At 41.2% G+C, this 14,771-nt stretch carries 12 protein-coding genes; 4 read left to right on the top strand and 8 right to left on the bottom strand.

The genetic code is table 11. From position 1 onward, the window contains the following. Window positions 1-105: 105 nt before the first annotated feature. Window positions 106-1,677, bottom strand: a complete 1,572-nt coding sequence (locus BIZ39_RS04735; RefSeq protein ID WP_187446475.1) for a cation:proton antiporter family protein — start codon at window positions 1,675-1,677, stop codon at window positions 106-108. A 339-nt stretch (window positions 1,678-2,016) separates the two neighbouring features. On the opposite strand from BIZ39_RS04735, the gene BIZ39_RS04730 reads away from it, so the two are divergent. Continuing rightward, window positions 2,017-3,648, top strand: a complete 1,632-nt coding sequence (locus tag BIZ39_RS04730; RefSeq protein WP_187446474.1) for an FMN-binding glutamate synthase family protein — start codon at window positions 2,017-2,019, stop codon at window positions 3,646-3,648. Between the two features lie 78 nt (window positions 3,649-3,726). Here the strand turns inward: BIZ39_RS04730 and BIZ39_RS04725 are convergent, their stop codons facing one another. After that, entirely contained in the window at window positions 3,727-4,203 is a 477-nt protein-coding gene (locus BIZ39_RS04725) for a c-type cytochrome (protein ID WP_014949583.1), read from the bottom strand. Window positions 4,204-4,406: 203 nt separating this feature from the next. Here BIZ39_RS04725 and BIZ39_RS04720 point away from each other — a divergent pair, with 203 nt between their 5' ends. Together BIZ39_RS04720 and BIZ39_RS04715 are read left to right on the top strand one after the other, a co-directional pair. After that, window positions 4,407-4,829, top strand: a complete 423-nt coding sequence (locus BIZ39_RS04720) for a universal stress protein (protein ID WP_014949582.1) — start codon at window positions 4,407-4,409, stop codon at window positions 4,827-4,829. 125 nt (window positions 4,830-4,954) lie between these two features. Continuing rightward, window positions 4,955-5,311 (top strand): diacylglycerol kinase, encoded by a 357-nt coding sequence (locus BIZ39_RS04715; RefSeq protein WP_014976618.1) that lies wholly within the window; start codon window positions 4,955-4,957, stop codon window positions 5,309-5,311. A gap of 38 nt (window positions 5,312-5,349) precedes the next feature. On the opposite strand, the gene BIZ39_RS04710 is transcribed toward BIZ39_RS04715, so the two are convergent. From BIZ39_RS04710 to BIZ39_RS04685, 6 genes are all read right to left on the bottom strand, one after another. Further along, entirely contained in the window at window positions 5,350-5,700 is a 351-nt protein-coding gene (locus BIZ39_RS04710; protein WP_014949580.1) for a hypothetical protein, read from the bottom strand. Window positions 5,701-5,904: 204 nt separating this feature from the next. Further along, the gene (locus tag BIZ39_RS04705) at window positions 5,905-7,101 is read right to left on the bottom strand and encodes a tyrosine-type recombinase/integrase (RefSeq protein WP_187446473.1); all 1,197 of its coding nucleotides are present in this window, start codon (window positions 7,099-7,101) and stop codon (window positions 5,905-5,907) included. Between the two features lie 1,729 nt (window positions 7,102-8,830). Next, on the bottom strand, window positions 8,831-10,135 hold the full coding sequence (locus tag BIZ39_RS04700) for a DUF2254 domain-containing protein (protein WP_168463615.1): 1,305 nt from the start codon (window positions 10,133-10,135) through the stop codon (window positions 8,831-8,833). Window positions 10,136-10,244: 109 nt separating this feature from the next. Further along, window positions 10,245-10,394, bottom strand: a complete 150-nt coding sequence (locus BIZ39_RS04695; RefSeq protein ID WP_081099375.1) for a DUF2256 domain-containing protein — start codon at window positions 10,392-10,394, stop codon at window positions 10,245-10,247. After that, a complete protein-coding gene (locus tag BIZ39_RS04690; protein ID WP_168463616.1) occupies window positions 10,381-11,919 on the bottom strand; it encodes a cryptochrome/photolyase family protein in 1,539 nt (512 codons plus the stop codon). Before BIZ39_RS04690 ends, BIZ39_RS04695 begins: the two co-directional genes overlap by 14 nt. A gap of 3 nt (window positions 11,920-11,922) precedes the next feature. Next, on the bottom strand, window positions 11,923-13,347 hold the full coding sequence (locus tag BIZ39_RS04685) for a cryptochrome/photolyase family protein (RefSeq protein ID WP_168463617.1): 1,425 nt from the start codon (window positions 13,345-13,347) through the stop codon (window positions 11,923-11,925). Window positions 13,348-13,458: 111 nt separating this feature from the next. On the opposite strand from BIZ39_RS04685, the gene BIZ39_RS04680 reads away from it, so the two are divergent. Beyond that, window positions 13,459-14,766, top strand: a complete 1,308-nt coding sequence (locus BIZ39_RS04680) for a DASH family cryptochrome (protein WP_168463618.1) — start codon at window positions 13,459-13,461, stop codon at window positions 14,764-14,766. The last annotated feature ends 5 nt before the right edge of the window (window positions 14,767-14,771 follow it).

Below are 14,771 nucleotides of genomic sequence, written 5' to 3'. Positions count from 1 at the left end.
AAGTTTAGTCTAAATTTGACTGTATGTCAAAAAAGTCTTTGTAAAACAGTTGTTTACAAACGATAACGTTTCTCAATTCATCCATTGTTCGCATTTAGAACAGCATTACTGTTGTGCATGCGCATAAGCAAGACTTTCTTCAGCAAAACCAAGCCCTGCTTCGGTAAAGAAGTTGAAGACTTTATCTACATCGTTTTCTAATAGATGTGATACTTCATCCTCATATCGTGCAATGGCTGCAACTTTTCCAACATAGCCCGCGTTTTTAAGCTGACGTGTGATGTTTATTGAGTCCTGGATAGAAGGCAGAGCAAGCAAAACAAGCTGAATTTGTTTGATATCTAAATTATCCCACAAATCGACGTCTTCACCGTCGCCGCATATTACGTTTAAGCCTTCGTCTGATAACTCTTTTACTTTTACTCGGTCGGCGTCCATTCCCCATACGCTCACATCACTTAATTTAGATAACGCATTGAAGGCACCGCGACCAACTCGTCCCATCCCCAACACTAAAAATTCCGCGTTGTGGAGAGTAGGATAAATGTCTTCTTTTAAGCGCTCGTTTTTCTCAAAACGTTTAATGGTGTGTTTATGATTGTGATATTGAGAATGAGAATTGCGATAGAGCACGCTGGTGATAACGAATGAAATAGATACGGCTAAAGCAATCACCACTAACCAAGAGTTTGCCAATAAACCTAATGAAACGGCTAGTGCGCCAACAATAAGGCCAAATTCACTGTAATTTGAAAGCACCAAGCTGCTCAAGTAAGCCGTGCGACCGCGAAGGCGAAGTGACGTAAATAAGCCGAAAAAGAGTGCTGCTTTTAACGGTATAAATAAGCAGAACACCATAGCTAGGACAATCATACTAAGATCGGGAAGGGCGGTAAGACCGATAGTAAGGAAGAAGCCGATTAAGAAGAGATCCTTAAAACTAAGCAGCGACTTCGCTAGCTCCGAAGCCTTTTCATGTTGGGCTAACATGATTCCAAAGATTAGTGCCCCAAGATCGCCTTTAATGTTAACCAGCTCAAACAAGTGATAGCCACCTAAGGCGAGGATAAAGCCAGTAAGCGGAAGCAGTTCACCGTGGCCCGACTTATTAATCATTTTGTTTATGATTGGCATTGCTGGGAATAAGGCCAACAACGCAAGCGCCCACACAGAGGGGAGTTTTCCAGTTGCTGCAACAAGGAAGATAACAGCAAAAACGTCTTGCATGACCAAAATGCCAATGGCAAGGCGGCCGTGGCGGGTTTTACTTTCGCCACTTTCTTCTAATACTTTAACCACGCACACTGTGCTACTGAAACTAAGGGCAAAAGCGATAAGCGCAGCGCTTTTCCATGTAAGCCCATCAACGAAATTTGCAGCAACCGCACCAATCGCATAGACGCAACAGGTAATAACGCCCACCCATACTAAGGTATGTGAAACGCTTCCCGCCCAAACTTCTCGACGACTCAAATCGCGGATGTTAAGTTTCAGGCCGATGGTAAAGAGCATAATGGTGATGCCCAAGTTGGCTATTTGGTTTAAATCTTCAGTGAGCGTGTAGCCTGCAAAATTTAATAAAAAGCCAGCTACCAAGTAGCCAACTAAAGGAGGAATGCCAATAAGTTTAACCGTTAAGCCGCAAACAAATGCGAAAAGAAGAAATGCATACTCCATGAATTACCTTTCAGAAAATGTTGAACGTAAAATCCGTTACCTTTGTACAGGTCACATCATCTATTAACCAGTGATAGCTACAAATCGCACTCTCTACTCGCTAATTGAAAGGTTTTAGACTAGCATGCAATGGCTTGTTTTCGCAGCTAAAAAAGCATTGTAATTGTATATTTTGGTAACGCGTAACCCAATTGGGCTAGAAGCCGGCTCAGCATATTTAACTTTTAAATCAGTCATTTACCGCTAAAGTAAATCTAGTTCCCTATTTCAGGTGTATTGAACAGGGTTGTAGGCATATTATTTCGTTTAGATATGACTAAAAATAAAGAAGGACTTTGAATGCGTTTAACAATTCTAACCGTGCTAACCCTGCTGGTCGCTTTCAACGTGGTGATTGGCGTATTGTGGGCGCCCGTGTGGTGGTTTTTACTTTTATCAGTCACGCTACTCATTTTTGGTCTATATGATGCCTTCCAAACAAAACATGCCATTTTAAAGAACTTTCCATTAATTGGCAGGGTACGATGGACCGTCGAGGGACTAAGGCCCTACATCCAGCAATACATCATAGAAACCGATACTGGCGGAGCACCTATTTCCCGCATGTTTCGTTCAATTGTTTATCAACGTGCGAAAAACAGTAGAGAAACTGTTCCCTTCGGTACTCAGCTAGATACGTATAAAGATGGCTATGAGTGGATTGGCCATTCTTTATCTGCTCGCGAAGTGGAAGACATGGATGAAGATCCCCGAGTGACGGTAGGTGGCCCTCATTGCAAAAAGCCGTATCGTGCAAGCATACTTAATATAAGCGCAATGAGCTTTGGAAGCTTGTCAAAAAATGCCATTTTGGCGCTAAATAAAGGTGCTGCAAAAGGCGGGTTTTACCATAACACAGGTGAGGGTGGTTTAACCCCATATCACCTCGAAAACGGTGGCAATATCGTTTGGCAAATTGGTACGGGATACTTTGGTTGTAGAAGTAAAGATGGCGGTTTCGATCCTGTTCTTTTTGAAGAAAAAGCCAAACTCGACAATGTAAAAATGATAGAAATAAAGCTAAGCCAGGGCGCTAAGCCAGGACATGGTGGTATTTTACCTGCGTATAAAAATACCCCTGAAATAGCTAAAATAAGAGGTGTTGAGCCTGGAACTCAAGTTGATTCTCCCCCTAGACATAAAGCGTTTTCAACGCCTTTAGAAATGGTTGATTTTATTAGTCAGTTACGCAAATTAAGTGGCTATAAACCAGTGGGTATTAAGCTGGCGCTGGGTAGAAAAAGTGAGTTTATTGCCATGTGCAAAGCCATGGTAGAGAAGGACGTAACGCCAGATTTTATAACGGTAGACGGGGGCGAAGGAGGTACCGGCGCCGCACCGCTTGAGTACACAAACTCTATAGGATTTCCTCTGCGTGAAGCGTTGGCATTTGTTGACGATTGTCTCACTGGTTTTGGTATTCGCGACAAAATTAAAATCATTGCTTCTGGAAAAATCATTACCGCTTTTCAGTTAGCGAAAAATCTAAGTTTAGGCGCTGATCTATGTAACAGTGCCCGAGGAATGATGTTGGCACTTGGATGTGTTCAGTCGCTGTCATGCAATACGAATAAATGTCCGACCGGTGTAGCAACGCAAGACCCCAAGCTTGCCAAGGGCTTAAACGTTGAAGACAAGTACGAGCGCGTGTACCGCTTTCACAAAAAAACTATTCATGCGCTGATGGATATCTTGTCTTCTACAGGACATGTGAGAACTAGCGAACTAAATCGTACCCATATATTTAGGCGAGTAGATCAGTGTAATATTGCGCGTTACGACGAAATTTTCCCGTTAGTTAAAACAGGAAGTTTCTTAACCGACGACGTTCCCGATAGATTTAAATTACACTTAAAAGAAGCAAATTCTGAAAGCTTTATGCCTTGTAGTTTATTGGCAGAAATAGAGAAAGAAACGAAAGCGGTATCTTAAAAAAGCTAAGCCGTGACTCCTAATCAAATACCGATTGTGGAGTCACGCTTAATGATTTTTAATGCCTAAAACTGCGAGTTAATCTTTAGATTGCTCGCTTGGAATACGCAGTTGATAGAGTCGGTAATCACTAGTCCTGTAGGGTGTTACTTTATATTTAGGCTGAAGATACGCCACTAAATCTATTAGTTCAGAAACCGTTAGCTCGTCGTTTACTACTCGCATTAATGAGACACCGTCTTCGCTGGTGAAACTGGCAGGCTGTCGAGGAGTAAGTTTGTGTGATGGGTTAATAATACTTGTCACCAACTCTGCATAAGTTTTAATTCTTCCACTGCTGCCTCCCAACGGAATAGGCTTCGCGACTAGGTATTGCGCATTGTCGGACTCTTTTTCTCCTGCAATTCTGTGACAGTCTTGGCACTGATACTTTTTAAATACCAAATAGCCTTTTTCCATATTGCCTTCTGGCAAGCTAAAGCCGCGAGGTGACTGCGCGCCCTGGTCACAGGCGAAAAGGAGAAGCGTTGCTATAACAACTATTGCCGTTTTCATACTCATTTCCCTCTTTCTTTTACGGTAAGGATACGTAATGTTCGCTAGAACTAATGTGCATACACTGATTATGAATGAGGCTGCAGACTAATCATTGACCTAGCTCAAAGAATAATTATTTGTATAGCACTACTATTTAATGGAATTAGTTAACGGTATGGTAGAAAAGCACTGCTACCTAACAAAAATTGAGGACAGCCACAATGCAAGGTTACGAGACAATTTTAGTACCTATAGATATTTATTCTGACTACGAATTAGTGGTGGAGAAAGCCATTGCAATAGCGGGCAATAGTCACAAAATTCACCTCCTGTATGTTGCTTATCCACAAACCAATGTAGAGCCTTACGGACTATTTTTAGAACGGGATTTTTCAGAGGAAGTAAGAGAGCAGGCATTAAGGCAATTAAAAGACGTTGCCGCAAAACATGATATACCTTACAGCCACATCAATGTAGAGATAGGTTCTCCAGCTGATGAGATTCACCATATGGCCGAAAAGATTAATGCTGATCTCATTGTTGTCGGCACCCATGGCCAGAGCGGTCTTCGTTTGTTACTTGGGTCAACGGCCAATGCAGTACTACATGGTGTTAAAACAGACGTGCTAGCTGTGAAAGTATAAATTAATGCGGCGATTAGCGTCGAAAATGCCTTAAATATTCATGATAAATACCTTCGCCGTCATGCAGATGTAACGAAGGTCAGTTACGTTTTGTAAGGCTGTAACTAATCTTAAAATTACTTATCATGATAACGAAACGGACAGGTATTTTACGCGTACTCTATGCCACTTACTATTCACTTAAGGGGCTTCGAGCAGCCTTTTTAAGTGAAGCTGCGGTCAGACAAGAAATTTTCGCAATATTGATAATGACACCTGTAGCGTTTTTCATCGACGTTACGCATGTAGAACGTATATTGCTGGTGATATCTTTACTGATAGTGCTTATCACTGAGCTACTCAACACCGCTATTGAGAAACTCTGTGATCATGTCAGCACAGACATCCATTTATTAATAGGGCGTGCTAAAGATATCGGATCGGCAGCAGTGTTCATTAGCTTAATGATGGCAGGCTTTACGTGGATTAGCATTCTTTGGTAGTGCAATTTGCGATTTATAGGCAGAAAGAAAGCCCTAATTTATAGGGCTTTGATTTTCTGGTCACAACATTCTGATACTAAGGTTCTAATTGTGCTATCTAAATTTTTAATGTGCGAATAATGCAATGAAGTTTCACCACCGTTATTGATATCTTTTATCGTAAAAACAACATCATCGCCTCGTGAAGTTACGCAGATTCTCACGTAATCATCAGATTGAGCTAATGGCACGTGGAGATATAACGGCTCATTGTTTGAGTTTAAATAATCTAGTGCTGCTTCTTGTGACTTGAATGGGTCTTGCTTCTCGGGTTGGACATTCCATGACGACGAGGGAACCACCATCTCCGCGAGTAATTTTCCATGCTTTGTATCAATACCGCTACTCATATATCTCTCCTTTTACTTGAATGCTTGCCAACTTAGAAAACCTATTCATTAATATAGGTTTAGGGCAAATTTACCTTTTGATACGAGGGTAATACAGTTTCAGATTGGTAAAAGAATGAAGAGAGTAGGTGAGTTAGATATTGTTACTGATATCGCTGGTTATGCGTAACCATGTATTGATTAAATTACTGTATTTTAGAAGGTTTATCTTTTCCGTTTTGCCGATAATTTTGCCATTCCACCACGCTTTACGTTAGCCTGTTTTGTATAATGCCCAGGCATTTCCGGTGATTGCCAACCTCCAGCCAGTTGAAGCTCGGGTAAAGATGCACCATCTTCGGCTAGAGACACTGCACCACCAACACGACCGCTATGAGGGGTAATGTTTTCGCTAATACCTGCGCGTTGAGCAATGCGTTGCCAAATCCTATAGACACTCGAATAGTTAAGTACATTTGCCTTATGGCTGGGAATGTTCTCATCGAATGGCAAAAGTGCTGTTTTATGGTTTGTTAGTCGTCTAAACAAAACGCCTTTGTGCAGGCCGCGTAAATCTGAAGAAAGGCGCGTTGCTTTAGTTTTTGGGTCAAGATTAGCTTCGTTAATATACTCTTGAACCATTGATATAGTGCTGGAAGAAATATAGCGATATTGACCTTGGCCAGACTGGTCGCTTTTCGAAGAAACAACCAACAGCGTGTTATTACGCGCAGATATATCCTCGATGCAAACTCGAACTAATTCATCAGCGCGAAGCAATGCATCAAACATCAGGTTAATGATTGCAAGGTCGCGGAGTTCTAATAAAGAATCAGGAATAATTGCATTGTTTATTTGTTCAAGCATATCTATGGTAAGCGGAACCGCTTGTTTGTGAGACAAGCGAAACTTTCTATTCTCTATAAGCGATAAACGGATGAAGTCCCTTAGATACGCTGATCTAATAATTGGGTTTGGCAATTTAGCCACGCCTAAAAATTTACTAAGGGCAGATAACCGACGTTTAATGGTTCTATAGGCTAGGGGAGAACGGCACAACGCTTCGACATATTGTTTAATGCAGATCTCATTGTGTTCGAAGTTGTTCTTAAGGCCACTTAATCCAGCTTGCTTACAAAAAATTGCGAACTCATTGTAGTCACTAATGTATGCCCGTTGTGTGTTGTATGGAAGCTTGGTAAAAATATCTTGATAATAGCTATCAACGTTTTTATCAGAAGATGAACATTGACTTGGTCTTAGGTCGTCAGAACCTGACGTGTGCTGCTTACCACGAGAGTACTCGATACCAAAAGCTGGAACCGTCGCGCTACTTGAGTCTTGTGGCTGTGAGCTGCTATCACTGTTGCTGTTAACAAATTGAGTTGTGAGCAAGTATGAGCTATTAGTTTTTGAGGGCATTGAGCAACCTGTTGAAGACATTAATGTGACTATTATGCTAGATTTAACAGAGCTTGATAAGCTATTGATATATAACAATATTCACGCATGATAATTACAGTTATCATGCGTGAAGCTACGCAGTAATCCATTGAACACTCAACAAACCGCTTTGCTATTATAATCTCAAGTACACTGCTACTCTACCATATTACTGTATATATAAACAGTTTAGGTGTTTCAATGCCGTCGATTGTTGGCCTATCTCGTAATTTTTCCAAACCATATCGCTAGAGAAGGCTTGTGACCTGCTGAGATAGTGCTTTTTTTGTGCAATTTAAATCGTGCGCTACGTGAAATCTGCAAGGCAACACCCCGAATGCGCGCTCAGATTTCACGTAGCGACGCCTTAAAAATAGGCTATAAAGTGATGAACAAGCACCCTTAAAGCTTATTTATTAAAGAAGTACTTCACATGATTTACTTCCAACATGTTTGCTGGTTAGTCGCACATTTTTTCAAAACCAAACGAGTTAAAAATAAACGTTACAAAAGTGGAATAGGCGATAACCTAGTAGTCATTACCTTTGCTTTTTATATGCTTTTCATAGAGCGCCTATCTAATGGCGAGTACGGTACGACGATAATAAAACGTCGATACGTACGTTACCGAATAAACGACGTCTACGCATATATGAATTCAATAAACATCGCGTCGATTATTTTAAATTCCACGTGCTATCCACGCCATCCAAATCTAAAACAACGAACGGTCTACATGCTCAAATTTTAATTTAATAAGAAGTATAAATAATTGATGATATTTAAAATAAAGAGCAATTAATAAATAGTCCTTATTATCACATTAGCGCTTACTGTTAAAAAAATAAACCTTACAGCAGTCGTTTTATCCTAGGAATAATTAGCTTCCTTTATTTATTACATCAGCGTTATGTATTTGGCTACTTGAGCTTATAAATTAATGTTTCTATCCGCACATTAAATAATATAAATATTGAAGGATTACGCCTGATACATATTTTTAGGAACATTATTAAATCTATTATTTATCTGTGTTAATTGTAATTAAACCTTACGAAAAACTAATTGTTACGGGAAGGATAGCTTAGAGCTATTTGCAAAGCACCATCTGGCTCATTCACCATCAATTTTGATACTCTATTTAACATAATATACATTATGCGAAATTATGTATATGGACGATTAGGGCGAAAATGTCACTTTATTCGGATGTTTTGTTGGCTGTGATTACTTACAGACTTTTATGCGTGGCAGCTATTTTTGTGCCTCAGCGTTACCGCACTTGCTTCAATTGTGTCAGTAGTTTCTATTGAAAGTTGCTATGAACTTTGGATTTAGACATGGAATTTATAAATCGTGCGCTACGTGAAATCTGTAGCACTACACCTCGCAAAATGTATTTTCATTCACGTAGCGTCACGTTAGTTTTTTGATTAATTATGGGTATAACTAACAAACAGAAAGACGCAGTCTTTGTATTTTTCTACTAGACTTTAATTTTTTAAATGTGGATTTTTAGCTATTTAAAATGTTGCTGTGTTTATCTGAGTTGTAGTTAATCAGATTTAATCTGATTAACTACAAAAAGAAACTCGATCGATCATTTACGTAGATTACATGGTTTGTGGTATGCAGAGATTATATAGACTGGCTAGCTGTTTACTTTAAGTATTTTTAGCAGTGATTTTGGCAGTAATAAATTACAGGTTTAGTTATCATTATAAACGCGCTCAATTCGCTTAATATCGTCTTCGTAATCCAATGCCAACTTTGCACGTTCGTAACTTTGCTTCGCTAACTTAGACGCCGCCTCAACAAAATCTCTTTCTATGCCTGTACCTTCATCTTTAAAGCACGCTTTAATTGTTTTTAGTGACTTTTGTATTCGGATAGCAACTTCAATATTAGCAGCACCATCACGGGCAATGCTGGTGTACGCATCGTCAAAAAGATCATTCACATTTAACGCAGGCAATGAAATGCGGTTATATTTAAACTCCTCATGCTGAGCGCTATCGCTTTGTGAGTTTTCGGTTTCAGTTTCGGATTTGGGCTTGTGCCACAACAACATAAGGCGTGTAATGCTGCTAATGGTATTTATTGCAGTACCATGGTCATTAACCGATGGCGATAATGCACGAGATGCAATTTCGGCTAGTACGATAAAGCCAAAGCGAGGATCAGCCTCAAAGGATCTGGCTTCACCTATAGTAAATGCGTCAACAATTTCATCTGATACTACCTTTTTATTTGAATATGCTATGGCACGCTCTGGTGAAACAAACTCACCGGGTAACATGGCAACATTGATAAAACCGTCGTTTTTATCAGCCCAGTGTTGCAGCTTGGCAATGTCTATAAGCTGAATATAGCCCACTTGTTTAGTATAAATGGCATGCGTCCCCTGCTCTTTTATTTGCTCTTGCGGTACTGCGCCTAAGCACGGCATATCTATTCTATTTTTAATTGCGCGTGTCGTGGCGTGCTCCACTTTTAATAACGTTGACCCCACGCGCCCTAATCGTGCAACGCTGTCTACCCACCGGATAAAAGTTAAAATAACTATCGAAAAAGCCAGACAGGTTAGACAAAATAAAATGAAAAGCCCGGCTTCATCGAAAAAAGCTTGAGTCATTGCAGTAAGCGCTACAGCACTATAGATAAATGCGCCTATGAAAACTGACAGAGCATTTTGTGATACATCATCGGATATTATAAGGCTTAGAGAACGCGGCGTTGACGACTGACTGGCCGAAGCATAAGCATTAACCATGGTACCTGCAGAAAACGTGGCGATCACCATCATGCTAGATGCCATAATTGAAAGCAGTGTTTCAACTGATTCGGGTTTTATTTCAGGAATATGCTCAGCCAATGAAGTCCCGTCTGCTACTTTAGCGACGAATACAGCAAATATTGAGAGCAAACAAAAGCCAAGAGGTTTTACCCAAAGCTTTTCTTTTACACTGTATAAAAGGAAACGCAGTCTATCTACGGTAATCGGTGCTTCCACAACACTCTCCTTGTATGTTCACTATGCGTTATACGTACTGTAAGAAACAAATGATTAACCTGGCCAAGTCATAAAGAAGCGTTACCTTTGATAAAAACGTATACTACTATCATTCATTTGCTTTCAGTGGTTTTCTATTTCCTGAGCAACGTTTTGAGCAATAACGTACATTTTCCCAGTTCTTTTCCCATTTTTTGCGCCAAGTAAATGGTCTCTGACAAACCGGACAAATTTTGGTGGGTAAATCAGACTTCTTCATTTTTCGTTAGCTTAGTCAGGAATGTTGAGGCATCTTGCTTCATAGTTTCGATATTTTCTTCTTTCATTCGCCCGTAGGTTTTATAGATCATGGCCATGCGGTGATTGTTGCTCAATTTTTCCTTGTGTTTGTCAATAAAGTGCCAGTATAAGTAGTTAAACGGGCACGCTTTTGGTCCGGTCTTTTTAGAAACTTGGTATCCGCAATTTTTGCAGTAATTGCTCATCTTGTTGATGTAGCTTCCGCTTGCGACGTACGGCTTACTTGCTAGGTTACCTCCATCGCTGTACAAAATCATGCCCGCAACATTAGGAAGTTCAACCCATTCATATGCGTCGGCATACACTAACAGATACCATGCCTGCACTTCCTCAGGGCTAAGTTCAGTTAAAAGACTAAAATTACCAATAACCATCAATCTTTGTATGTGGTGGGCATAAGCGTTCTGCTGCGTTTCTTTAATACACTGGCGCATGCAGTTCATATTCGTCTGGGCGTCCCAAAAGAACGAGGGCAATGCGCGGCTGTTATTGAAGTAGTTATCGGTTTTTAGATTTGGCATAAAGTGCCAGTAGAACCCTCTAACATACTCCCGCCAGCCCAGAATCTGGCGAATGAACCCTTCAGCAGAATTCAGTGGAACTTGCCCTGCATGGTAAGCTTGCTCGGCTGCATGAATGGCTTCTTTTGGCGTCAGTAAACCGCAGTTCAAATAAAACGCGATATGTGAATGATAAAGCCAAGGCTTGCCTTCCACCATGGCATCTTGATACTGACCAAAGTTAGGTAATCTTTCTTCTATAAAAGTATTCAATACGCTGAGTGCGTCTTTTCGAGTTACCGCAAAGTGGAAGTGATTGATATCGCCAAAATGATCGCTAAACTCGCTTTTTACGAGCTCAATAACTTTCGAAGTAATGTCATCAATCTCAAACGTAGAATGCTTCGGTACTCTCTGGGTTTCAGGCATTGCTTCGCGATTCTGGGCATCGTAATTCCACTTACCGCCAATGGGATTTTTTCCTTCCATGAGCACGTTGTGTTTGCGACGCATCTCACGGTAAAAAAACTCCATTCGAAGTTGTTTCTTGCCTTCAGCCCAATCCGTGAATTCTTGTGGGGACGATAAAAAGCGATTGTCATCACATATACTAACGGGTATGCCAAGCACGTTTTCCCATTGCTCCATGCTTTTGAGTAAGCGGTACTCTCCGGGCATAGTCACCTTTACTTCGTCAAAATCATTTCCGTTAAGTTCATGCTTAACCTGAGCGAGCAAATCGCCCTGATTGTTTGTGTCGCTATAATGAACATAGTTAACGTTAAAATTGTCGTCTCGCAACGCTTTTTCAAAATGACGCATTGCGCTAAACAAAAACGCTATCTTCTTCTTATGGTGCTTAACGTAGGTGGCTTCTTCACGGACTTCGGCCATCAAGATTGTGTCTTTGCTTTTTACTGCGTTAGCAATCGCTGGCAACGTCTCGGTAAGCTGATCGCCTAAAACTAAAATGAGTGCTGCCATACCCTACTCTTTTAATGTTTGGAATGCGTCTAGCGCGCGTTGACGCGATGCTTTTAAATCAACAATAGGTTTTGGGTATTCCTTACCAAGTTCTATACCTGCATCTTTCAATATCGCCGAAGGGGCTTCCCATGGCTTATGGATATACTTGTCTGACAGCTTGTTCAATTCAGGGCAATACTTACGCACATAGTTGCCCTTTTTATCAAATTTTTCGCCTTGTAGTATTGGGTTAAATATTCTGAAGTAAGGCGCAGCATCAGCGCCAGAACCCGCAACCCATTGCCAACTAGCACTGTTACTCGCAAGGTCGGCATCCAACAATGTATCCCAAAACCATCGCTCGCCTTCATGCCAACTGAGTAATAGATTTTTCACTAAAAACGAGCCCACAATCATGCGAACTCGATTATGCATGTAGCCCGTTTGCCACAGTTCGCGCATGCCAGCGTCTACGATAGGAATGCCTGTATTTCCCTTTTGCCACGCTTTGAGCGCTTTCGCATCTGTGCGCCAAGGAAACTTATCGAACTTTTCGTTGAAGTTCTTATTAGGCAAAGTAGGAAAATGGAACAGCAAATAATAGCTGAACTCGCGCCAACCTAACTCACTCAAGTAGGTTTCAATGCTTTTGTTTTCACTATTTCCAAACTGGTCTTTTATCGCGTACCAAACTTGATTTGGAGACACTTCACCAAAGTGTAAATGCGGCGACAAACGCGATGTCCCATTGGCTGACGGTATGTCTCTGCCGTCTTTGTATTTACGTGCTGAATTTTCAATAAAGTCAGCTAAATTATCAGCGGCGCCGTCTTCGCCTGGTGACCACTCTTTTTCAATGGTTGCATCCCAGTTGATGGAAGGGAGTAAATCTAGCGATGTTAATCCATCGCTGTCGTTGTCGACATCCGCATAAGTAATACGTGCGGGTGGTGCTTTGGGATAACGAGGCTCTTCAACCTGCAGGCAGCCCTTCTTGTAGTAGGGTGTAAATACGCGATACGGTGTACCGTCTTTCTTTAATACTTTCATTGGCTCCCATAGTAAGCTGCCGTTACAGCTATGGGCTTCATAATCATGCTCGATTAAGGTTTTCTTGATCGTTTTATCGCGGTTTATTTGCCATGGCTCATAGCACCGATTCCAAAAGATACCTTTAGCGTTAAATGATTTCATTAACTTTGGAATAAGTGTCTGTGGGTCACCCTTAAATATTTGTAAATGTCCGTTCAAGCGTTTATTGAGCGACGAGAGTGAATGATGCAGCCACCATTTACTTGCCCCCCCAGGCTCTCTGCCATTAGGTGCAGTGTCATCATATATGTAGATGGGTACTATTTTTCCCATATCACAGGCAGCGTTTAAGGCCGGATTGTCTTTTACACGAAGGTCTTGTCTGAACCACATTATACTAACGGGAACGGTCACTTTTTTTCCTCAGGCATTGCGCCAAATCTTAATATTATTCGTATTGCATGTACTACGATAAAACTCGGATTCAGGATCCGTAGAAATAGTAAAAAAATACTCAAAATTAGTATGATAAATCACCACCAACAAACAAAACGTACGAACAACAATCAACGAGGTTTATATTGGTTTCGACATGACCTTAGACTTCACGATAATGCTGCTATTTCTGCGCTGTGTGAAGCAGTTCAGCAGGTTACTTTTCTTTATATTCTTGATGATAAAGCGTTTACACCTACGACATATGGTTTTGCGCCTATGGGGAAACATAGGCACACATTCCTGCTTCAAACACTTGTGGATTTAAAACGGCAATTAGCTAAGCTCGGACATGATTTGCTCATTGTCAAAGGCGACCCTGCTGAGCGTTTAGTTCAATTGATGAAGTCCGGACCATATTCTCACCTTGGGGTAAGCGAGCACTGTGGTTTTAATGAGAGAGCACAATTAAATACAGTAAAGCGCTTTTTCGATTCGGTAACAGTAATAGAAACTCCGACGTTTGGCTTATTTGATGCACAAACCCTTCCTTTCAACATAAAAGAGATGCCCGACGTTTTTAGTCCGTTTCGCAGAAAAGTAGAAAAGCACTGTAAGCCATTATCTGTCCATCCACCCATGGAAAGCTTACCAAGCCCTTTTACACCGCAATTAGATGAGTCTTTTTTATTCGCCATTGATACTGATTTACCAAGCCCGTCTCAATCATCGTTTGTTGGAGGTGAAACAGCAGCGCTGACGCATTTAAATACTTATCTCTTCGATTGGAAAGCTGCAGCAACGTATAAAGACACAAGGAACGCTTTAGATACTTGGCAAGACAGTACCAAGCTTTCGGCCTGGTTAGCGAACGGGTCGCTGTCTGCACGGGAAGTCATTCGGCAAGTTCAACAGTTTGAAGCAACCGTTGAAAAAAACGATTCCACTTATTGGATATACTTTGAATTACTTTGGCGCGAATTTTTTCATTGGTTACAGTGTAAATACGGGGCCAATTGGTTTCGTTTTAGCGGTATCCAGGGTAAAAAGCCGTCGACACAGCATTGTCCGGAAACCTTTGCGTTATGGTGCGAAGGAAAAACCGGTTATCCGATAGTCGATGCTTGCATGCGACAACTCGCTGAAACTGGCTATATGTCAAACCGAGGCAGGCAACTGGTTGCGAGCTGTTTGGTTCACGAACTAAGGCAGGACTGGCGATACGGTGCAGCGTGGTTTGAGCATCAATTAATCGATTACGATGTGGGGAGTAATTGGGGCAATTGGCTTTACTTAGCTGGTGTTGGAAGCGACCCTCGCGGCCACAGACAGTTCAACCTTCAAAAGCAGACTGAGATTTATGATTCGGACGGCCAATTTCGTAAAAAGTGGTTGTAGTTAGT

The sequence above is a fragment of the Alteromonas sp. BZK5 genome, from assembly GCF_014349115.1.
In the GTDB taxonomy this organism is placed as follows: domain Bacteria; phylum Pseudomonadota; class Gammaproteobacteria; order Enterobacterales; family Alteromonadaceae; genus Alteromonas; species Alteromonas macleodii.
The sequence above is the reverse complement of the archived record's forward strand: the minus strand, read 5'-3'. Positions and strand labels throughout refer to the sequence as shown.